The organism is Streptomyces sp. NPDC006450 (assembly GCF_040612195.1).
Taxonomy (GTDB): domain Bacteria; phylum Actinomycetota; class Actinomycetes; order Streptomycetales; family Streptomycetaceae; genus Streptomyces.
In genome coordinates, this window is sequence record NZ_JBEXPT010000119.1 from 1 (window position 1) to 19,843 (window position 19,843).

Sequence of the window (19,843 nt, forward strand, 5' to 3'; positions counted from 1 at the left end):
GGCGCCGTTCCCGGGGTCCGGGCGGAGCCCCAGGGGGTCCGGGCGGAGCCCGGGGAACGGTGGAAGGGCGGGTAGGGGACGCAGCCCCGCAGGGCGCGACCACCCGCCCCCGCCCACCGACCCCCGCACCAGACGGCGGTGGCGGCAGCCCCGACCGGCCACCGCCGGACGGAGTCCGGCGCACCGAGGCGAAGCCGGGGAGGCCCGTCAGGGCCGAGCCGTGCGAGCGTCGCGTCAGAAAAGCTGCCCATCCGCTGATCCGATCGGGCGATTTGTCCGCCGCGCTCCACCCTGTCCGTCGCTCTGTGTGAACTACGCTCGCAATCCGAAGGCAGCGAGAGGAGCGGATCCGTGACGGATTTCGTCGGGCGGCGGCGTGAGCTCAAGGAGCTCCGCGAGGACATCGCGCGAACCGGGCTCGACACCCTCTCCGGCCGCAAGGCCAAGTCCCCGCGCGCCCGGGTGCTCCTCGTCGCCGGGCGCCCGGGCTCCGGCCGGACCGCCCTCGCCGAAGCGCTGGTCCGGGAGATCGCCGAGGACTATCCCGACGGGGTGCTGAGGGTCCGGCTCACCGCCCCCACGGGCGAGAGCGTCGCCACCGAGCGTGCCGTCCGCACGCTCCTGGAGGGGCTCGGGCAGCCCACCCCGCCCGGCGCCGCCGAGGACGATCTCAGCTCCGCCCTGCGCACGGCCCTGGCCGGCCGCCGCATGGTCCTGCTCATCGACGACGCCGCCGATCCGCACCAGGTCGACGCCCTGCTGCCGGACACCCCCGAGTGCCTGGTCGTCGTCACCGCCGAGGGCCCGCTGACCGGGATTCCGGATGTCCGGCCCTGCACCCTCGGCGGCCTCGACACCCCCTCGGCCGTCCGCATGCTCGTCCACCGCATCGGCGACATCCGCGTCGCCAACGACCCGCGCGCGGCCGAAGCCCTTGCCGAGGAGTGCGGCGGCCAGCCCGCAGCGCTCGCCCTGGCCGGCGGCTGGCTCGCCGCGCGTCCCAAGGCCTCCGTGGCGGACGTGGGCAAGCAGCTGCACGACATGCCCGCCGGTGTCGGCGGCCCGCTCGCCAAAGCCTTCAGGCTCGTCTACGAATCCCTCCCGCAGCCCGCCCAGCGGACCCTGCGACTGCTTCCGCTTGCCCCCGCGGGCCTCGTCGACTCCCACGTCGCCTCCGCCCTCGCCGGCTGCTCCGTTGCCGCCGGGCAGTCGACCCTGGAGGACTTCGCCGCGCTGGGCCTGCTCAGGCCCGCCCACGACGGGCTGTACCTGCTGCCCGGCTGCCTCGCGCCGCTGCTCCAGGCCCTGCTGGAGGCCAAGGAGCGGCCCGCCGAGGTCCAGCTCGCGCGGGCCCGGATGCTGGAGCGCACCGTGCGGCTGCTGCTCTCCTGCCGGGTCATGGCGGAGCCGGACGCGAACGGATCCGAGGGGTACGACGGCCCCGGCGGGATCGTGGGGGCGCCGGAGAAGCTCGACGGGGTGCCGCGCGCGCTGCGCTTCGCCGACCGGCGGGCGGCACGGACCTGGCTGGACACCCGGCTGCCCGCGCTGCTGGCGGCGGCCTCGCTGGCGGTGGCCGACGGGGAGCTGGACACCCTGGCGCGCAGGTTCGTGGCGGCGCTGGCAGGGGCCCTGTCCGAGCACCGCGGCACCGCCGGGGCCGCGCCCGAGCTCTACGGGCTGCACCGGCTCGTGCTGGACGTGGCCGAGCGGCGCGATCTGCACCGGGAGCAGGCCGCCGCGCTGCTGAACCTGGCCGATCTGGACGCCGAGACGGGCCGGACGCGGGAGGCGCTGGAGCGGTACCGGGCCGCGCTGGACGCGGGAAAGGCGGCGAAGGACCCGTACGCGGCGGGCCGCGCGATGGAATCCGTAGGCGGCGCGCACCAGGAGCTGGGCGACTGGCACAGGGCCTCCGACTGGTTCGGCCGGGCCCTGTCCCACGCCCTGGCCCGGGGGGAGCGCGCGGACGAGGCACGGCTGTACGGGCGCCTGGGGAACGTGCACACGTACGCGGGCCGGTACGGGGACGCGCTGCGGAGCTGGCGGGCGGCCTCGGCCGGCTACCGCAAGCTGGCCGATGTCCCGGGCCAGGCAAAGGCGTTGAGCGAGATGGCGCGGATCCAGGAATACGCGGGGCGCCCCGAGGAGTCGCTGCACACCTGCCGCGAGGCGGTGGAGCTCGCGCGGAAGGCCGGGGACCTGCGGCTTCAGGCCGCGTTGCAGGTGCGGCTGGCGGACACACTGGACCGGCTCGGGGATCCCGCGGCCGCCAGGTTGCACAGGTCCGCAGCCGACAGATTGCTGGGAGATGACCCCGCAGCCTGCGAAATCCGCAGTGGTTCCGACTGAGATTATTGCTTTGCAAGGCTAGACAGCCGCTCATCCTTCATTAGACTGGCTTCACCAGGTCATCCTCTGGTGCATCCCGTTGCGCGTTCTTGTGGACGGGTTTGTATGGAAGTAGCCCGAAACATCCCCTGAGCCAAGGACCGTGAGCCACGATGAAGGTCGGCATCCCCCGCGAGGTCAAGAACAACGAGTTCCGGGTCGCCATCACGCCTGCCGGCGTGCATGAGCTGGTCCGCAACGGCCACCAGGTCTTCATCGAGCAGAACGCCGGTGTGGGCTCCTCGATCACGGACGCGGAGTACGTCTCCGCCGGCGCCGAGATCCTGGGCACGGCCGACGAGGTCTGGGCGACCGCCGACCTGCTGCTGAAGGTCAAGGAGCCCATCGCCGAGGAGTACCACCGCCTCCGCAAGGACCAGACCCTCTTCACCTACCTGCACCTCGCGGCCTCCCGCGAGTGCACGGACGCCCTGCTGGAGTCCGGCACCACCGCCATCGCCTACGAGACGGTCGAGCAGGCCAACCGCGCCCTGCCGCTGCTCGCCCCGATGTCCGAGGTCGCGGGCCGCCTGGCCCCGCAGGTCGGCGCCTACCACCTGATGCGCTCGGTCGGCGGCCGCGGCGTGCTCCCCGGCGGCGTCCCCGGCACCCACGCCGGCGAGTGCGTGGTCATCGGCGGTGGCGTCTCCGGCTGGAACGCCGTGCAGATCGCCGTCGGCATGGGCTTCCACGTGACCCTGCTGGACCGCGACATCAACAAGCTCCGCGAGGCCGACAAGATCTTCGGCACGAAGATCAAGACGATCGTCTCCAACGCCTACGAGCTGGAGAAGGCCGTCATCGAGGCCGACCTCGTCATCGGCGCGGTGCTGATCCCGGGTGCGAAGGCGCCGAAGCTGGTCACCAACGAGCTCGTCGCCAAGATGAAGCCCGGAAGTGTCCTTGTCGACATTGCGATCGACCAGGGTGGCTGCTTCGAGGACTCCCGTCCGACCACTCACGCCGAGCCGACCTTCCAGGTCCACAACTCGGTCTTCTACTGCGTCGCCAACATGCCGGGCGCGGTGCCGAACACCTCCACGTACGCGCTGACCAACGCCACGCTGCCCTACATCGTGCAGCTCGCGAACCTCGGCTGGGTCGAGGCGCTGCGTCGTGACCCGGCGCTCGCGCTGGGCCTCAACACCCATGATGGCCAGGTCGTTTACGGTCCGGTCGCCGAGGCCCACGGTCTCGAGACCCTTGAGCTGAGCACGCTGCTCGGCTGAGTCGTCAACGACTGACGTCAATCTCACGTATCCGGCCGGACCTTGCTCGCGAGGTCCGGCCGGAGGCGTTCCCGGGGTCCTCGGCGGGGCCGCTCAACTCGCCTCGAACGTAACCCTTTAACCCTTTCGCACACCCGCGAAACTTCCCGGCGACAGCTCGTACGCCCTTGACAGAGTGGTGTTCGGTTGCCGACACATCGCGGTGGGTCCGACGGATTGTGTTGCCGCTGAGTGGTGACACGCCATAGAGTCGCCAACCGTCGGCATGGTGCCACGCTGACCTATCGATAAGTGTCCTGGTCACGTCCGAGGAGGTAAGACGACTTGTGAATGAGTCGACATTTGCTCCTGGAGGTGGTCGAGCAGGCGGGCCTGCGCGGGGCCAGGGTCCTGCCGGAATCGAAGCCGTGGGATCCGTGGCGGTCCGCACCTTCGCAAACCACCAGCACATGACGACGCCCCAAAAGAGCATGGACGGCCTAGACGTGAACTCCAGGGCCGGCGACCTGAGCGGCGACAAGCCCGTGGGTTTCGCCGACTACGAACAGGTGCCCGAAGGGCATTTCTACGACCCGGACGCGGAGTACGAGCCCGACCCCGAGTACGCGGCCACTCTCGCCCCCGACGCTGCACGCCAGCGCCGTGAGCGGATCGGCCCGACCGGACGGCCGCTGCCGTACTTCCCGATCCCGGGTCCGCTGACCGATCACGGTCCGGCGACCATCATCGCGATGTGCAACCAGAAGGGCGGCGTGGGCAAGACCACGTCGACCATCAACCTGGGTGCGGCGCTCGCGGAGTACGGGCGCCGGGTGCTGCTCGTCGACTTCGACCCGCAGGGCGCGCTGTCGGTCGGCCTCGGGGTCAACCCGATGGAACTCGACCTGACGGTCTACAACCTGCTCATGGAGCGGGGCATGTCGGCCGACGAGGTGCTGCTGAAGACGGCGGTCCCCAACATGGACCTGCTGCCGAGCAACATCGACCTGTCGGCCGCCGAAGTGCAGTTGGTCAGCGAGGTCGCGCGCGAGTCGACGCTGCAGAGGGCCCTGAAGCCCCTGCTGCCCGACTACGACTACATCGTGATCGACTGTCAGCCCTCGCTCGGTCTGCTGACCGTGAACGCCCTGACGGCGGCTCACAAGGTCATCGTGCCGCTGGAGTGCGAGTTCTTCGCGCTGCGCGGCGTGGCGCTGCTGACCGAGACCATCGAGAAGGTGCAGGAGCGGCTCAACCCGGAGCTGGAGCTCGACGGCATCCTCGCCACGATGTACGACTCCCGTACGGTGCACAGCCGTGAGGTGCTGGCGCGCGTCGTCGAGGCCTTCGACGACCACGTCTACCACACGGTCATCGGCCGTACGGTGCGGTTCCCGGAGACCACGGTCGCCGGCGAGCCGATCACCACGTACGCCTCCAACTCCGTCGGCGCCGCCGCCTATCGCCAGCTGGCCAGGGAGGTGCTCGCCCGGTGTCCCGCCGAGTGAGTCTGCCCGGAGCCGACGAACTGTTCCGTACGACCGGGGGGATGGCGCTGACGTCCTCCTCGCCGAACTCGGCGCGGGGCGTGGAGCACGCGGCTTCGGCCGCGGAGGGCACGGCGGGAGAGGGTCGCAGCCGGGAGTCCGAGGCCGGCACGGAGCCCGGCGTCGGCCCGCAGCGGCGACCGCAGGAAGGTTCCGGTAACGCCGTCCCCGCCCCCACCCCCGGCCGGGGCAAGGGGCAGGGCCGCGGTGCGAACCGGCGGCCCAGCGGGCGCGAGCGGCACGACGAGAAGATCACGGTCTACGTCTCCGCCGAGGAGCTCATGGACCTGGAACACGCGCGGCTGGTGCTGCGCGGGGAACACGGTCTGGCGGTCGACCGGGGCCGGATCGTCCGCGAGGCCGTCGCGGTGGTCCTGGCGGACCTGGAGTCCCGCGGCGACGCGAGCATCCTGGTCCGCCGCCTCAGGGGCCGCTGACCCCTCCGGACGGTTCCGTCCGGCGCGTGTGCGGCCCGGTCCGCCGGAGTCCGGCACCGGGCCCCCGGCGCAGGCGGGTCCCCGCTCCTGCGGAGCGGTGGCGCATGGGAGTCTTGGGCCTGGCCCCGGCCCGATCGGCCGCTCCCTCCGTACCACCCTGGACCGCGATGCCCCCTCCCGCCGACCCCGGCCTCCCGCCCCGCCGCCCGCTGGGCCGCGGCCCCGGTGCCTCCGTTCCGGGGGAGGAGGAGTTCCCCGGCCCCGTCCCTGACCGGAACCGGGGGGAGGCCACCGGACCCCCTGCCGCGCCCGCACCGGCCCTGGAGGCCCCAGGCGGCCCTGAGGGGCCGGAGGAGGCCGAGGGGACCGATGAGGCCGAGGAGGCCGTACCAGTTCCCGTAAGGCCCCCTGTGGCGCCTCCTGCGTCCCCGGTCGAGGACGTGGCCGCGGCGGACCCGGTCGGGGACGGGCGCTTCACGGTGCGGCTGGAGAACTTCGAAGGGCCCTTCGACCTCCTGCTGCAGTTGATCTCCCGGCACAAGCTCGACGTCACCGAGGTCGCGCTGTCGGAGGTCACCAACGAGTTCATGGCGCACATCCGTGCGATGGGACCCGACTGGGACCTCGACCAGACGACCGAGTTCCTCGTCGTCGCCGCCACCCTGCTCGACCTGAAGGCGGCCCGGCTGCTGCCCGTCGCCGAGGTCGAGGACGAGGCGGACCTCGCGCTGCTGGAGGCCCGGGACCTGCTGTTCGCGCGGCTGCTGCAGTACCGGGCGTACAAGCGGATCGCCGAGATCTTCCAGGAGCGGGCCGACAGCGAGGCCCGGCGCTATCCGCGCACCGTCGGGCTGGAGCCCCACCTCGCCGAGCTGCTCCCCGAGGTGGTCATCAGCATCGGCGGCGAGGGGCTGGCGCGGCTCGCGGTCAAGGCCATGCAGCCCCGGGCGAAGCCGCAGGTGTACGTGGACCACATCCACGCGCCCCTCGTGAGCGTCCGGGAGCAGGCCGGACTGGTCGTGGCACTGCTCAAGGCGCGCGGCGAGGCCACCTTCCAGGAGCTCACCGAGGACGCCGCCGACACCCTGACGGTCGTGGCGCGCTTCCTGGCCCTCCTGGAGCTCTACCGGGAGAAGGCGGTGGTCCTCGACCAGGAGGAGGCCCTGAAGACGCTCACGGTGCGCTGGAGCGGCGGGGACGGGGACGGCATGCCGAGGGTGACGGACGAGTTCGACAGGATCGTGGAGGTCAAGGAATGAGCGCGGAGCCGATGACGGTGGCGGTGGCGGTGGCGGCCGGGCCGGCGCTGAAGCCGGCCCTGGAGGCCGTCCTCATGGTCGTGGACGAGCCGGCGACCGAGGCGCACCTGGCCAAGGTGCTCGGGCGGACCCCCCGCGAGGTCGCGGAGGCGCTGCGCGAGCTGGCGGACGAGTACGAGGTCCAGGGCCGCGGCTTCGAATTGCGGCTCGTCGCCGGCGGCTGGCGGTTCTACAGCCGGGCGGACTACGCGCCGGCGGTGGAGGCCTTCGTCCTGGACGGCCAGCAGGCCCGTCTCACCCAGGCGGCGCTGGAGACGATGGCCGTCGTCGCGTACCGCCAGCCGGTCAGCCGGTCGCGGGTCTCGGCGGTGCGCGGAGTCAACTGCGACGGGGTCATGCGCACCCTCCTCCAGCGGGGTCTGGTGGAGGAGGCGGGGACGGAACCCGAAACAGGTGCGATCCTGTACAGGACGACGAACTACTTTCTGGAGCGGATGGGCCTGCGTGGCCTGGACGAGCTCCCGGAGCTCGCGCCCTTCCTCCCCGAGGCGGACGCGATCGAAGCCGAGACGCAAGAGGGTGTTCCGTCGTTCGATCCGGACTCTCCGGATACCGATGAAGACGACAAGACGACGGAACTTTGATGCGAAGCAGCGGCAACGGCAACGGTGGCGGCAACAGGAACAGCGGCGGCGGTGGTGGCGGGCGCGGTAGCTCCCCCCGCGGCGGCTCCTCCAGCGGCGGCGGCGGTGGCTACCGCGGTGGCGGCTCCGGCGGCGGCAGCGGCTCGGGCGGTGGCTCCCGCGGCGGCAGCTCGGGCGGTGGCTACCAGGGTGGCGGCTCCCGTGGCGGGTCCTCCGGTGGCGGCTACCAGGGTGGCGGCTCCGGTGGTGGCTCCCGCGGCGGCTACCAGGGTGGCGGCTCCCGTGGCGGCTCCTCCGGTGGCGGCTACCAGGGCGGTGGCTCCTCCGGCGGCTACCAGGGCGGCGGCTCCGACCGCGACCGCGAGCAGGCCCCCCGCATCCGCAACCCCCGCCCCGAGGAGCGTCGCTACGACGTGGGCCCCGAGGGCGAGCGCAACGGCCGCGGCGGAGCCAAGGCGGGCGGCGGCGGTGCCCGCGGCGCGGCCGACGGCAGCCGCGGTGGCGGTGCGCGCGGCGCGGCGGCCCGCGGTGGCGCCAAGGGCGGCCCGAAGGTCTCCAGGACCCCCGGCATCGGCGGCGCGGGCGGCCCGCGCATCGGCCCCGGCAGCCGCAGCGGCCAGTCCAAGCCGCGCGAGCTGGAGGCGCGGATCGAGGAGCGCGTGCGCGACCGGTACGCCGACAAGCCCGTGATCAAGACCCCGAAGACCTTCCCGGGTGCCGAGGAGGAGGGTGAGCGTCTGCAGAAGGTGCTCGCCCGCGCCGGCATGGGTTCGCGCCGTGCGTGCGAGGAGCTCATCGAGCAGGCGCGCGTCGAGGTCAACGGCGAGATCGTCCTGGAGCAGGGCAAGCGTGTGAAGCCCTCGGACGAGATCAAGGTGGACGGTCTGACCGTCGCCACCCAGTCGTACCTGTTCTTCGCGCTGAACAAGCCGGCCGGCGTCGTCTCCACCATGGAGGACCCGGACGGCCGCCAGTGCCTCGGCGACTACGTCACGAACCGTGAGACGCGTCTCTTCCACGTCGGCCGGCTCGACACCGAGACCGAGGGCATCATCCTGCTCACCAACCACGGTGAGCTGGCCCACCGCCTCACGCACCCGAAGTACGGCGTGAAGAAGACCTACGTCGCCGCCATCACCGGCCCGCTGCCGCGCGACATCGGCAAGCGCCTCAAGGACGGCATCGAGCTGGAGGACGGGTACGCCCGCGCCGACCACTTCCGCGTCGTCGACCAGCTCGGCAAGAACTACCTGGTCGAGGTGACCCTCCACGAGGGCCGCAAGCACATCGTCCGCCGCATGCTGTCCGAGGCCGGTTTCCCGGTCGAGAAGCTCGTGCGGACCTCCTTCGGCCCGATCGAGCTCGGCGACCAGAAGTCCGGCTGGCTGCGCCGCCTGACCAACACCGAGGTCGGCATGCTCATGCGCGAGGTCGGTCTGTAGGACCCCCGGCCTCCTGAAGGCCTCCAGAACCCGCGGTGCCCTCGGGCGCCGCGGGTTTTTTGGTTGTGCGGGCCCCCGGACCCTGTTTATAGTCAACCTGACTATAAAGAGATGGGGGGCGTCATGGGATGGCACACGAGCTGGACCGAGATCCTCGGGTTCGTCACGGGGGCCGTGTGCGTCTGGCTGGTCGCCCGGCAGCACATCGCCAACTGGCCGATCGGCATCGCCAACAACGTCTTCTTCATCGTGCTCTTCGCCCAGGCGGGCCTCTACGCCGACGCCGGACTGCAGATCGTCTTCATCGCCCTCGCCGCGTACGGCTGGTGGACCTGGACCCACGGGGGTGGACCGGGCACCACCACGGCCCTGCCGGTGCGCCGCACCACCGCCGCCGAGTGGGCCGTACTGGCCGCGGCGGGCGCGGTGGCGGTCCTCGGCCTGACCCTCCTGCTGAGCAGGGTCACCGACTCCACCGTCCCGTTCTGGGACGCGGCCACGACCGGGCTCTCGCTCATGGCCACGTACGGGCAGTGCCGCAAGCTCGTCGAGTCCTGGTGGCTGTGGATCGCCGCCGACCTCGTCTACATCCCGCTGTACGCGTACAAGGGGCTGTACCTGACCTCCCTGCTCTACGTCGGCTTCCTCGCCCTGTGCGTGGCCGGACTGCTCGGCTGGCGCCGGGCGCTCCCGGCCCGCGGCGCGGCCGTGGTGCGGCAGGTGACGGCATGAAGCGCTACCGCCACGGCCTGGTCCTCGGCAAGTTCTACCCGCCGCACGCCGGCCACCACCACCTGGTGCGCACCGCGCAGGACCAGTGCGAGCGGCTGACCGTCCTGGTGTGCGCGGCCTCCGTGGAGTCCGTACCGCTCGCCGACCGGGTCGCCTGGATGCGCGAGGCGCACCCCGGGGCCGAGGTGGTCGGCGCGGTCGACGACATTCCGGTCGACCTGGAGGACCCGGCCGTCTGGGAGGCGCACATGGCGATCTTCCGGGGCGCGGTGCGCCGCCCGGTCGACGCCGTCTTCACCTCCGAGGCCTACGGAACCGAACTCGCGCGGCGGTTCGGGGCCGAGGAGGTCTGCGTGGACCGGGACCGCACCCTCTTCCCGGTGTCCGGCACGGCCGTACGGGCCGACCCCGTCGGGAACTGGGAGTTCCTGGGGCCCGCCGTGCGGGCGGCGCTGACCCGGCGGATCGTCGTACTCGGCGCCGAGTCCACCGGCACGACCACGCTGTCGCAGGCCCTGGCCGAGCACTGGCGGGGGCGCGGCGGGGTGTGGGCGAAGACGGGCTGGGTCGCGGAGTACGGCCGGCGCTACAGCGAGGAGAGGCTCGCGGCGGCGCGCGCGGCGGACCCGGCGGCAACCTGGGCCGGGGTGAGCTTCGCCCCGGCGGAGTTCCCGGTGATCGCGCGGCGGCAGGACGCGGAGGAGGAGCGGGCTGCCCGGCTGGGATCACCCGTGCTCTTCTGCGACACCGACTCCTTCGCCACCGGGATCTGGCACGAGCGGTACACGGGTGCGCGCAGTGCGGAGGTCGAGCGGATCGCCGCCGGGACGCGACGGGACCTGTACCTGCTCACCGACCACGCGGACGTGCCCTTCGAGGACGACGGGCTGCGCGACGGAGCGGAACTCCGGCCGTGGATGACCGGACGGTTCCTGGAGGAGCTGGAACGGACCGGCAAGCGCTTCCTGGTCGTTCGCGGGGACCGCGGGGCGCGGCTGGCGGCGGCGGTGGCTGCCGTCGACGGACTCCTGGCGGAAGGCTGGCAGTTCGCGGATCCGCTGCCGGAGCGGGTGGCTGAGCGGGTGCCGGAGCGGACGGGGGAGCGGAGCCGATGAGTGACGACGGACCCGGGCACGGGTACGACCCGTACGCCTTCGAACCGTTCGCGGTGACCGTCGACCTCGCCGTCTTCACCGTGCGCGGTGGCGCCCTGCACGTGCTGCTGATCCGGCGCGGGCAGGAACCGTACGCGGGCGCCTGGGCGCTGCCGGGCGGCTTCCTGCTGCCGCGGGAGTCCGCGGAGACGGCGGCCCGGCGCGAACTGGCCGAGGAGACCGGGCTGCCGGCGGACGTGGTCGACTCCCTGCACCTGGACCAGCTGCGCACCTACAGCGAACCGGACCGGGACCCCCGCATGCGGGTGGTCTCCGTGGCCTTCACGGCGCTCGTCCCCGATCTGCCGGAACCGGTGGCCGGGGGAGGCGGAGACGCGGACCGCGCCCGCTGGGTTCCGGTGGGGGAGGCCTGCGGGCCGGCCCTCGGGCTGGCCTTCGACCACGAGGAGATCCTCGCGGACGCCCGGTCCCGTGTCGGCTCGAAGCTGGAGTACAGCTGCCTGGCCACCGCCTTCTGCCCGCCCGAGTTCACCCTCGGCGAGCTCCAGGCCGTCTACGAGACCGTCTGGGACACCGTCCTGGACCGCCCCAACTTCCGCCGCAAGGTCCTGGCCACGCCCGGCTTCGTCGAGGCCGTGCCCGGAGCCGCCCGGCTCACCGGCGGCCGCGGCAAACCGGCCGCGCTCTACCGGCCCGGACCGGCGAACACCCTGCACCCGCCCCTGCTGCGCCCCACGGAAGGACACACGCGATGACGGAGCCGACGAAGTACACGAAGCGGGCCGCCACGGGCTCCCTGATCGGACTGGCCCTGGGAGACGCCCTCGGCTTCCCGACGGAGTTCGACGACGTGCCCCGGATCCTGGCGAAGACCGGCCCGTGGCGGCAGATGGACCTGCCGCGGCCGGCGATCGTCACGGACGACACCCAGATGACGCTGGCCCTCGCCCGGGGCATACGGACCGCCGCGGAGCGGGGCCGGGTGGGGCCGCTGCGGCTGGCACGGCCGGTCCGGGAGGAGTTCGTCGACTGGTACCACTCGCCGGAGAACAACCGGGCCCCCGGCAACACCTGTCTGAAGGCCTGCAGCCTGCTGAACCGTCCCGAGCGGGACTGGCGCGACGCCAGCCAGCTCGGCTCCAAGGGCTGCGGAGCGAACATGCGGGTGGCTCCGGTCGGTCTGGTGCCCGGCTGGACGCAGGAGGAACGGGCCGGCGCGGCCCAGCTCCAGTCGGCCCTGACCCACGGCCACCCGACGGCGCTGGCCGCCTCCGACCTCACGGCGCGGGCGGTGTTCCTGCTGGCCCAGGGCACGGAGGTGACCGGCCTGGTCGGGCAACTGCGCTCGTACGCCCTGGAGAACCGCACCCGCTACCACGAGCGCTGGCTCGGCGACCTCTGGACGCGGACGGCCTCGGACACCTCGGCCGAGTCCTTCATGGCGCGCGGCTGGGACGAGTGCCTGGAGGTCCTGGACCGCCTCGCGGCGGCCCTGCGCGCTCCGTCCCCGGAAACGGATCCCTGCCTGACGACCGGCGACGGCTGGATCGCCGAAGAGGCCCTGGCCACCGCCCTCCAGTGCTTCCTCCTCTTCCCGCAGGAACCGCTCCTGGCCCTGCGCCGCGCGGCCTGCACCGCGGGCGACTCCGACTCCATCGCGTGCCTGGCCGGCGCCTTCGCGGGCGCCCACCTCGGCGCGGACGCCTGGCCCCGCGACTGGGAGGGCCGCATCGAGTACCGAGCCGAACTCCTGTCCTTCGGCGCCCTCTGGGACGCGTGAGGGGTGCGGTGCTCGACGCGACGGCGTAGGGCGCGCTAGGCCGCTGCCGACGCCCGGCGGGTACGGAGGAGGAAGTCCTGTACGCGGGGGAGGTCCGGGGCCTCGGGGAGGGGGGTCGTCGTGAGGGCGGCTTCGGTCTCCCCGGTCAGGCGGGTCATCCAGGCGTCGACCTCCTCCCAGGAGAGCTCGCCCCGGCGGACCGCCAGGAGGCGGTCGCGGTAGGGGGTCGCGTCGATGATCAGGCGGCCCGTGCGCAGCAGGTCGCGGCAGGACAGGAGCAGGCGCAGCAGGTGCATGGCGTGCTTCCAGCGCGGGGCCCCGTGGTTGCGGAGGTCGCCGAGGAGTTTGCCGCGCTGGGAGACGGCGTACCGGCTGAAGGTGGTGTGGGCCCGGCGGGAGAGGAACGCCTCGCGGAGCGAGAGGAGTTCCTCGCCGACCGGGGTGAGGTCCTCCACGAGAGGGGAGTGGAGGACCTCCAGGATGTTCGGGTTGGCGCGCAGCGCGAGTTCGCAGAAGCGCTCCAGCTCCCAGGAGAACTCCTCGTCCCGGGGCCCCTCCACGTGCGCCGGCGGCTTCTCGAAGCGCCAGAACAGCGGCGTCGGGGCGAGGTAGACACCGCGCCGGTCGGTGTCGCTCGCCTCCGTCGCCAGGCCGAACGCCCTCGAACCGATCACGCACGAGTAGACCGTGTGGTCCCTGACCAGGGTGAGTTCGAGAGGCTCGGGCGTCGGGTCGTTCTGGTGGGCCTCGTTCATTCCGCGAGGCTAGTGCCGGGGCCTCGGGCTAGGCGAGCGAGATTTCGCCCGCCGGGGAGACGGTGATCTTCTTCTCCTCCAGCGGCTTGGTGGCCGGGCCCTTGGCCACGGCGCCGTCCGCGACCTTGAACTTGCTGCCGTGGCACGGGCAGTCGATGGTGCCGGCCTCCACCTTGTTCACGAGGCAGCCCTGGTGGGGGCAGACCGCCGTGAAGCAGCGGAAGGAGCCCGCCGTCGGCTGGGTGACGACCAGCTTCTCGTCCTTGAGGACCGTGCCGCCGCCGACCGGCACCTCCGAGGACTTGAGCAGGGCCTTGGCGTTCCCGGCCGGAGCCGAGGACGAGGCGGACGCGGTGTTCTGCGCCGTGGCGGCGCTGCCGCTCTCGGACGACGGCTTCGTCTCGTCGGCTCCGCCGCACGCGGTCAGCACGCCGCCTGCCAGGACGCTCGCGCCGGCCGCCAGTACGGTGCGCCGGGCGGCGCGGGTGGGGTCGCTCATGACTTCTCCTCGGGTGATCGCCGGGATGGCGAGAGGCATCCTGGCGCGTGACGGGCCTCAGCAACACCCCGCCACGCCTTGGCTCAGCCCTCCGGCTGCCAGGGAACGAGTTCCGCCGCCCCGCCGGGGGCCCGTACGACCTCCCACACGCGCACCACGGCCTCCCGGTTCAACGGTCCGTGGACGTGCGGGTAGCGGACGCCCGTTTCACCCTCCCGGCGGACCTCGGAGGTGAGGGCGCGCTCGTCGAGTTCCACGGCGAGCAGGGTCCCCGGGACGCCGCCGTAGTGCGAGGCCGCGATCGCCAGCGCCGTCTCCGGGTCCGCCGAACAGTGCACGAAACCCTCGGAGTCGAGGGAGGACGGGGCGTACGGGCGATCCGGATCGGCGGTCCAGCCGGCGAGGGGTACGAGGTGGAAGATCATGCCGATCGTTCTACCGCAGTCGGTGCGCGGCTCTGCGCCAAGTGGCAGACGCGCCCGACTCGGGCGACATTGTCCGTATCTCGAAGCCGGGTACGCCGATGTCCGCGTGCCCGGTCCCTCTTCGAAAGGCATCACCATGGCGGGCAACGACCTCGGCTCCCTTCTCGGCGGCCTTCTCGGCGGCAGCGGCGGACAGGGTGGCGGTGGCGGCGGCAACATCCTCGGCTCCCTCCTCGGCGCCCTCATGGGCGGTGGCGCCGGCGGCGCCCAGGCGGCCGGAGGCGCGGGGAGCAACCCCCTCGGCGGGCTGCTGGACATGCTGCAGAAGTCCGGTCTGGCCGACCAGGCCCAGTCGTGGGTCGGCACCGGCGAGAACCAGCCGGTCAGCGGCGCGGAGATCGCCAAGGCCCTGCCGGACGACACCCTGGCCAAGGTCGCCGAGCAGGCGGGCGTCACCCCGGAGACCGCGGCCGACCAGATCGCGCAGGAGCTCCCGCAGGCCGTGGACAAGCTGACCCCCGGGGGATCGGTACCGAGCGGCTCGCTGGAGGACATCATCAAGCAGCAGGGTCTCTGAGCGAGCGGCAGGTTCCCTGAGCGACCCCGGTCCCTTCGAGGACGGTTCCCGAGGGCCCGGCGGCCCGTCCCACCGGACGGACCGCCGGGCCCTCGCGCCGTCCCCGCTGGCTACCCTGAGGCAGGCACCGCCGCCCGACCCCCCTGTACCCCTGGAGAGCACCCCGTGAGAACCGCCGTCGTCATCGGAACCGGACTGATCGGCACCTCCGCGGCGCTCGCCCTCGCCGCCCGCGGCATCGCCGTCCACCTGTCCGACCGCGACCAGGGGCAGGCCCGTACGGCCGCCGCGCTGGGCGCCGGCACGGAGGAGCCGTACCAGGGCAAGGCCGACCTCGCGGTCATCGCCGTACCGCCCGCCCACGTGGCCGCCGCCCTCGCCGACGCCATAGGGCGGGACCTGGCCCGCGCCTACGTCGACGTGGCCAGCGTCAAGGGCGGACCGCGCCGGGAACTGGACGCGCTCGGCGTGGACACCAAGGCGTACATCGGCACCCACCCGATGGCGGGCAAGGAGCAGTCCGGACCGCTCGCGGCCTCCGCCGACCTCTTCGAGGGCCGGCCCTGGGTGCTCACACCGACCCGGGAGACCGACCACGAGGTGCTGAACCTCGCCCTGGAACTGGTGGCCCTGTGCCGGGCCGTCCCGGTGGTCATGGACGCCGACGCCCACGACCGGGCCGTCGCACTGGTCTCCCACACCCCGCAGCTCGTCTCCAGCATGGTCGCGGCCCGGCTGGAGGAGGCCGACGAAACCGCGGTGCGGCTGTGCGGACAGGGCATCCGCGACGTGACCCGGATCGCCGCCTCCGACCCCCGGATGTGGGTGGAGATCCTCTCGGCCAACCCGGGACCCGTGGCGGACGTGCTCTCCGGGATCGCCGCCGACCTGGAGGAGACCGTGGAAGCCCTGCGGGGCCTGCAGTCGGCCGACGAGGACAAGCGCCGGGACGGGGCGGCCGGCATCGAGGACGTCCTGCGCCGCGGCAACGCGGGCCGGGTCCGGGTGCCGGGCAAGCACGGGGCCGCGCCGGCGGTCTACGAGACCGTCGCCGTCCTCATCTCCGACCAGCCGGGCGAGCTCGCCCGGATCTTCGCCGACGCCGGCCGGGCCGGGGTCAACATCGAGGACGTGCGCATCGAGCACGCGACGGGGCAGCAGGCGGGCCTGGTCCAGCTGATGGTCGAACCCCGGGCCGTGGCCGGACTCCAGGCCGAGCTGCGCGAACGCGGCTGGGCGCTGCGCCAGCCGTAGGCGAGGCCCCCGCCCCCGGGAACGGGCGCGGGGCGGGGGCGGGCCTGCCCCGGGGGTCCGCCCCCGCCCCCGGCCCGCGGCCGCCCCGCGCCCGCCCCGGGACCGCCCGCCGACGCCCCGGCGGGCGGCGGCGAAAAGCCCGGTAACCTGGAGGAGGGGCGCTATTGGCGCGCCCGGACACGTACGCGCAACCAGGAAGGTGCCCGCACCGTGGAAACCGCAGCTCCGACCGCCGTGATCGTCGCCATCGACGGTCCCTCCGGCACGGGCAAGTCCAGCACTTCCAAGGCCGTTGCCGCCAAGCTCGGGCTGCGCTACCTGGACACCGGTGCCCAGTACCGGGCCATCACCTGGTGGATGATCACCAACGGCATCGACACGGACGACCCGCAGGCGATCGCCCTCGCCGCGGGCAAGCCCGTCATCGTCTCCGGTACCGACCCGTCCGCCCCGACCATCACCGTCGACGGCCAGGACGCCTCCGGTCCGATCCGGACCAAGGAGGTCACCTCCAAGGTCAGCGCCGTGAGCGCCGTCCCCGAGGTGCGCACCCTGATCACCGAGCTCCAGCGCTCGATCGCCGCCGAGGCGGCCGACGAGGCCGACGGCATCGTCGTCGAGGGCCGGGACATCGGCACCACCGTGCTGCCCGACGCCGACCTGAAGATCTTCCTCACCGCTTCCGCCGAGGCCCGCGCGGCCCGCCGCAGCGGCGAGCTGCGCGGCAAGGAGGCCACGGATCTCGCGGCCACCAAGGAGGCGCTGATCATGCGCGACGCCGCCGACTCCGGCCGCAAGACCTCCCCGCTGGCCAAGGCCGGCGACGCGGTCGAGGTGGACACCACCGAGCTCACGCTCGACCAGGTGATCGAGTGTGTCGTGACCCTGGTGGAGTCGAGGCGGAACGCGACCGAGGACACGGAGAAGCGGGCGGGCCGCTCGTGAGCGATACGCCCTCCCTCAAGGGTGCGGCGGTCGGCCGGAGGATCGGCATCGGGCTCATGTACGGCCTCTGGAAGCCGCGCGTGCTGGGGGCCTGGAAGGTCCCCGCCACCGGCCCCGTCATCCTGGCCGTGAACCACTCGCACAACATCGACGGCCCCATGGTCATGGGCACCGCCCCGCGGCCGCTGCACTTCCTGATCAAGAAGGAGGCGTACGTCGGTCCGCTCGGCCCCTTCCTCGACGGGATCGGGCAGGTGAAGGTGGACCGCTCCGGCGCCGACCGGGGAGCGATCAGCCGCGCGCTGGGCGTCCTGGAGAACGGCGGGGCCCTGGGGATCTTCCCCGAGGGCACCCGGGGCGACGGCGACTTCGCCTCGCTGCGCGCCGGACTCGCGTACTTCGCGGTCCGCTCCGGCGCCCCCATCGTGCCGGTCGCCGTCCTCGGCAGCACCGAGCGGGCGGGCCGCGTCGTCAAGGCGCTGCCGCGTCTGAAGAGCAGGGTCGACATCGTCTTCGGCGATGCCTTCGACGCCGGGGACGGCAGTGGCCGCCGTACCCGCACCGCGCTGGACCTGGCCACCGTACGCATCCAGGACCGGCTGACCGCCCACCTGGCCGACGCCAAGCGCCTCACCGGGCGCTGAGCGAGACTTGACCTAGTAGTGGGACCGCGCTGCGCGGGCCCCACCGATCACCACGAACGACGAGGAACGGACTTCATGAACGACCAGCAAGACCACGGAGCACTTGGCGATGCCGAGTACGCGGAGTTCATGGAGCTCGCCGCGGAAGAGGGCTTCGACATCGAGGACGTCGAAGGCGCTCTGCAGGAGGCCGGTCACGGCCCGCTGCCGGTCCTCGCCGTCGTCGGCCGCCCGAACGTCGGCAAGTCGACCCTGGTGAACCGGATCATCGGCCGCCGCGAGGCGGTCGTCGAGGACAAGCCCGGCGTCACCCGCGACCGCGTCACCTACGAGGCCGAGTGGGCCGGCCGCCGCTTCAAGGTCGTCGACACCGGCGGCTGGGAGCAGGACGTCCTCGGCATCGACGCCTCCGTCGCCGCCCAGGCCGAGTACGCCATCGAGGCCTGCGACGCGGTCGTCTTCGTCGTCGACGCCAAGGTCGGCGCCACCGACACCGACGAGGCCGTCGTCCGCCTGCTGCGCAAGGCCGGCAAGCCCGTCGTCCTGTGCGCCAACAAGGTCGACGGCCAGAGCGGCGAGTCCGACGCGGCCTCGCTGTGGTCCCTGGGCCTCGGCTACCCGCACCCGGTCTCCTCCCTGCACGGCCGCGGCACCGGCGACATGCTCGACGCCGTCCTCGAGGCCCTGCCCGAGGCGCCCGAGCAGACCTTCGGCACCGCCATCGGCGGTCCGCGCCGGATCGCGCTCATCGGCCGCCCGAACGTCGGCAAGTCCTCCCTCCTGAACAAGGTCGCCAAGGAGGACCGCGTCGTCGTCAACGAGCTGGCCGGCACCACCCGCGACCCGGTCGACGAGCTGATCCAGCTCGGCGGGGTCACCTGGAAGTTCATCGACACGGCGGGCATCCGCAAGAAGGTCCACCTCCAGCAGGGCGCGGACTACTACGCCTCGCTGCGCACGGCCGCCGCCGTGGAGAAGGCGGAGGTCGCGGTCATCCTGATCGACACGACCGAGAACATCTCCGTCCAGGACCAGCGCATCATCACCATGGCCGTCGAGGCGGGCCGCGCGATCGTGATCGCGTACAACAAGTGGGACAACCTCGACGAGGAGCGCCGCTACTACCTCGAGCGCGAGATCGAGACCGAGATGCAGCAGGTCGCCTGGGCGCCCCGGGTGAACGTCTCCGCGCTCACCGGCCGCCACATGGAGAAGCTGGTCCCGGCCATCGAGGCCGCGCTCGCCGGCTGGGAGACGCGCGTCCCGACCGGCCGTCTGAACGCCTTCCTCGGCGAGGTCGTCGCCGCCCACCCGCACCCGATCCGTGGCGGCAAGCAGCCGCGCATCCTGTTCGGCACGCAGGCGGGCAGCAAGCCGCCGCGGTTCGTCCTCTTCGCCTCGGGCTTCCTGGAGCACGGCTACCGCCGCTTCATCGAGCGCCGCCTGCGCGAGGAGTTCGGCTTCGAGGGGACCCCGATCCACATCTCGGTCCGCGTCCGCGAGAAGCGCGGTGCGCAGCACAAGCGCAAGATGTAGTGCCCGTCAGCGGGCCGCCGGGGACGGCCTAGTAGCCCCGGCGCGGAGCGGGCGGCAGGGCCGCCGGGATGTGCTGCATCCCGGTCTGGTGCTGCCGCCCGTTCGCGTATCCGGCGCCGGCGTACGAGTACTGCGGCTGCGGGGCGGGGGAGGGCTGCCAGGCGTCCGCCGGCTGTCCCGACGGCTGCCCCGCGTGCTGCCCTGCCGGCTGCCACGAGGAACCGTTCCAGCCGCTCCCGTAGGAGCTCCCCGCGGACCCGCTGCCGTACGTGCCCGCGCCGCTGCCGTACGCGCCGCCGTTGTAGGGACCCCCGTACGAGAACGCCGTGAAGCCGAGGTCCTCCTCGCCCGTGCGGTCGCCGGGCAGGGCCCGGAAGGCGCGCAGGTACTCCGAGTACAGCGTGTCGTAGATCGGGGTGTGCGAGGCGGCCGGAGAGCTCCCCAGCTCCCGTGCGGGGCGCATCGGGGGGACGCTGCTCGGATAGGACGGGGCGCGGGAGACATCGTAGGAATGCACGTATCAGCCAACGAAACCGGCGGCTCCCGGATGCGGGGTCGCGGGGCGGAAAACGCAGATCGCCGGGGGTGCGCGGTTACGCGTCGATGACCGGCGAGCTGGCCGGCGACCAGTGGAACGAGGGCGACGTCTCCTG

Annotated in this window: 20 protein-coding genes; 16 read left to right on the top strand and 4 right to left on the bottom strand. The window is 72.8% G+C overall.

Annotated features, from left to right (window positions below; translation table 11 throughout):
• The first annotated feature begins 351 nt into the window (after positions 1-351).
• The 11 genes from ABZY57_RS26745 to ABZY57_RS26795 all read left to right on the top strand — a co-directional run bounded on the left by ABZY57_RS26745 (position 352) and on the right by ABZY57_RS26795 (position 12,555).
• A complete protein-coding gene (locus ABZY57_RS26745) occupies positions 352-2,352 on the top strand; it encodes an AAA family ATPase (protein WP_356516092.1) in 2,001 nt (666 codons plus the stop codon).
• A gap of 152 nt (positions 2,353-2,504) precedes the next feature.
• Positions 2,505-3,620 (top strand): alanine dehydrogenase, encoded by a 1,116-nt coding sequence (gene ald / locus ABZY57_RS26750; protein ID WP_356516094.1) that lies wholly within the window; start codon positions 2,505-2,507, stop codon positions 3,618-3,620.
• Positions 3,621-4,069: 449 nt separating this feature from the next.
• Positions 4,070-5,107 carry a ParA family protein gene (locus ABZY57_RS26755; protein WP_266958946.1) on the top strand — a complete coding sequence of 346 codons (1,038 nt, stop codon included), beginning with the start codon at positions 4,070-4,072 and terminating at the stop codon, positions 5,105-5,107.
• Entirely contained in the window at positions 5,092-5,583 is a 492-nt protein-coding gene (locus ABZY57_RS26760; protein ID WP_356516097.1) for a hypothetical protein, read from the top strand. The genes ABZY57_RS26755 and ABZY57_RS26760 overlap by 16 nt, the downstream gene beginning before the upstream one ends.
• A 167-nt stretch (positions 5,584-5,750) precedes the next feature.
• On the top strand, positions 5,751-6,842 hold the full coding sequence (locus tag ABZY57_RS26765; protein WP_356516099.1) for a segregation/condensation protein A: 1,092 nt from the start codon (positions 5,751-5,753) through the stop codon (positions 6,840-6,842).
• Positions 6,839-7,486, top strand: coding sequence for an SMC-Scp complex subunit ScpB (gene scpB / locus ABZY57_RS26770; protein WP_356516101.1), 648 nt, complete (start codon positions 6,839-6,841; stop codon positions 7,484-7,486). The genes ABZY57_RS26765 and scpB overlap by 4 nt, the downstream gene beginning before the upstream one ends.
• Positions 7,486-8,928, top strand: a complete 1,443-nt coding sequence (locus tag ABZY57_RS26775) for a pseudouridine synthase (protein WP_356516103.1) — start codon at positions 7,486-7,488, stop codon at positions 8,926-8,928. The genes scpB and ABZY57_RS26775 overlap by 1 nt, the downstream gene beginning before the upstream one ends.
• A gap of 123 nt (positions 8,929-9,051) precedes the next feature.
• Positions 9,052-9,660 (top strand): nicotinamide riboside transporter PnuC, encoded by a 609-nt coding sequence (pnuC, locus tag ABZY57_RS26780; protein ID WP_356516105.1) that lies wholly within the window; start codon positions 9,052-9,054, stop codon positions 9,658-9,660.
• Entirely contained in the window at positions 9,657-10,775 is a 1,119-nt protein-coding gene (locus tag ABZY57_RS26785) for an AAA family ATPase (RefSeq protein ID WP_356516107.1), read from the top strand. Before pnuC ends, ABZY57_RS26785 begins: the two co-directional genes overlap by 4 nt.
• A complete protein-coding gene (locus ABZY57_RS26790; protein ID WP_356516109.1) occupies positions 10,772-11,530 on the top strand; it encodes an NUDIX domain-containing protein in 759 nt (252 codons plus the stop codon). Before ABZY57_RS26785 ends, ABZY57_RS26790 begins: the two co-directional genes overlap by 4 nt.
• Entirely contained in the window at positions 11,527-12,555 is a 1,029-nt protein-coding gene (locus ABZY57_RS26795; protein ID WP_356516111.1) for an ADP-ribosylglycohydrolase family protein, read from the top strand. Before ABZY57_RS26790 ends, ABZY57_RS26795 begins: the two co-directional genes overlap by 4 nt.
• Before the next feature lie 35 nt (positions 12,556-12,590).
• Here ABZY57_RS26795 and ABZY57_RS26800 read toward each other — a convergent pair whose 3' ends face one another.
• The 3 genes from ABZY57_RS26800 to ABZY57_RS26810 form a co-directional block, all read right to left on the bottom strand.
• Complete coding sequence (locus ABZY57_RS26800; RefSeq protein WP_356516113.1) at positions 12,591-13,310, bottom strand: nucleotidyltransferase domain-containing protein; 720 nt, start codon at positions 13,308-13,310, stop codon at positions 12,591-12,593.
• A gap of 28 nt (positions 13,311-13,338) precedes the next feature.
• Positions 13,339-13,809 (bottom strand): Rieske (2Fe-2S) protein, encoded by a 471-nt coding sequence (locus ABZY57_RS26805; RefSeq protein ID WP_356516115.1) that lies wholly within the window; start codon positions 13,807-13,809, stop codon positions 13,339-13,341.
• Between the two features lie 83 nt (positions 13,810-13,892).
• Positions 13,893-14,234, bottom strand: a complete 342-nt coding sequence (locus tag ABZY57_RS26810; protein ID WP_356516117.1) for a DUF952 domain-containing protein — start codon at positions 14,232-14,234, stop codon at positions 13,893-13,895.
• Positions 14,235-14,370: 136 nt separating this feature from the next.
• On the opposite strand from ABZY57_RS26810, the gene ABZY57_RS26815 reads away from it, so the two are divergent.
• The 5 genes from ABZY57_RS26815 (at position 14,371) to der (ending at position 19,190) form a co-directional block, all read left to right on the top strand.
• Positions 14,371-14,811: a YidB family protein gene (locus ABZY57_RS26815; protein ID WP_356516119.1), complete on the top strand. Its 441-nt coding sequence runs from the start codon at positions 14,371-14,373 to the stop codon at positions 14,809-14,811.
• A 165-nt stretch (positions 14,812-14,976) separates the two neighbouring features.
• Complete coding sequence (locus tag ABZY57_RS26820; RefSeq protein WP_356516121.1) at positions 14,977-16,065, top strand: prephenate dehydrogenase; 1,089 nt, start codon at positions 14,977-14,979, stop codon at positions 16,063-16,065.
• 210 nt (positions 16,066-16,275) lie between these two features.
• Positions 16,276-17,010, top strand: coding sequence for a (d)CMP kinase (gene cmk / locus ABZY57_RS26825; RefSeq protein WP_356516123.1), 735 nt, complete (start codon positions 16,276-16,278; stop codon positions 17,008-17,010).
• Positions 17,007-17,654, top strand: coding sequence for a lysophospholipid acyltransferase family protein (locus tag ABZY57_RS26830; protein WP_356516125.1), 648 nt, complete (start codon positions 17,007-17,009; stop codon positions 17,652-17,654). Before cmk ends, ABZY57_RS26830 begins: the two co-directional genes overlap by 4 nt.
• Before the next feature lie 75 nt (positions 17,655-17,729).
• Entirely contained in the window at positions 17,730-19,190 is a 1,461-nt protein-coding gene (gene der, locus ABZY57_RS26835) for a ribosome biogenesis GTPase Der (RefSeq protein WP_356516127.1), read from the top strand.
• 28 nt (positions 19,191-19,218) lie between these two features.
• On the opposite strand, the gene ABZY57_RS26840 is transcribed toward der, so the two are convergent.
• Positions 19,219-19,653 carry a hypothetical protein gene (locus ABZY57_RS26840; RefSeq protein ID WP_356516129.1) on the bottom strand — a complete coding sequence of 145 codons (435 nt, stop codon included), beginning with the start codon at positions 19,651-19,653 and terminating at the stop codon, positions 19,219-19,221.
• Positions 19,654-19,843 lie beyond the last annotated feature (190 nt).

Excerpts from the sequence above, each read along its gene's own strand:
- ABZY57_RS26815 (WP_356516119.1), top strand. The coding sequence starts at position 14,371 with ATGGCGGGCAACGACCTCGGCTCCCTTCTCGGCGGCCTTCTCGGCGGC.
- ABZY57_RS26795 (WP_356516111.1), top strand. The coding sequence starts at position 11,527 with ATGACGGAGCCGACGAAGTACACGAAGCGGGCCGCCACGGGCTCCCTG.
- ald (WP_356516094.1), top strand. The coding sequence starts at position 2,505 with ATGAAGGTCGGCATCCCCCGCGAGGTCAAGAACAACGAGTTCCGGGTC.
- scpB (WP_356516101.1), top strand. The coding sequence starts at position 6,839 with ATGAGCGCGGAGCCGATGACGGTGGCGGTGGCGGTGGCGGCCGGGCCG.
- ABZY57_RS26765 (WP_356516099.1), top strand. The coding sequence starts at position 5,751 with ATGCCCCCTCCCGCCGACCCCGGCCTCCCGCCCCGCCGCCCGCTGGGC.
- ABZY57_RS26840 (WP_356516129.1), bottom strand. The coding sequence starts at position 19,653 with ATGCGCCCCGCACGGGAGCTGGGGAGCTCTCCGGCCGCCTCGCACACC.
- ABZY57_RS26785 (WP_356516107.1), top strand. The coding sequence starts at position 9,657 with ATGAAGCGCTACCGCCACGGCCTGGTCCTCGGCAAGTTCTACCCGCCG.
- ABZY57_RS26775 (WP_356516103.1), top strand. The coding sequence starts at position 7,486 with ATGCGAAGCAGCGGCAACGGCAACGGTGGCGGCAACAGGAACAGCGGC.
- pnuC (WP_356516105.1), top strand. The coding sequence starts at position 9,052 with ATGGGATGGCACACGAGCTGGACCGAGATCCTCGGGTTCGTCACGGGG.
- der (WP_356516127.1), top strand. The coding sequence starts at position 17,730 with ATGAACGACCAGCAAGACCACGGAGCACTTGGCGATGCCGAGTACGCG.
- ABZY57_RS26790 (WP_356516109.1), top strand. The coding sequence starts at position 10,772 with ATGAGTGACGACGGACCCGGGCACGGGTACGACCCGTACGCCTTCGAA.
- ABZY57_RS26805 (WP_356516115.1), bottom strand. The coding sequence starts at position 13,809 with ATGAGCGACCCCACCCGCGCCGCCCGGCGCACCGTACTGGCGGCCGGC.
- ABZY57_RS26755 (WP_266958946.1), top strand. The coding sequence starts at position 4,070 with ATGACGACGCCCCAAAAGAGCATGGACGGCCTAGACGTGAACTCCAGG.
- ABZY57_RS26810 (WP_356516117.1), bottom strand. The coding sequence starts at position 14,234 with ATGATCTTCCACCTCGTACCCCTCGCCGGCTGGACCGCCGATCCGGAT.
- ABZY57_RS26800 (WP_356516113.1), bottom strand. The coding sequence starts at position 13,310 with ATGAACGAGGCCCACCAGAACGACCCGACGCCCGAGCCTCTCGAACTC.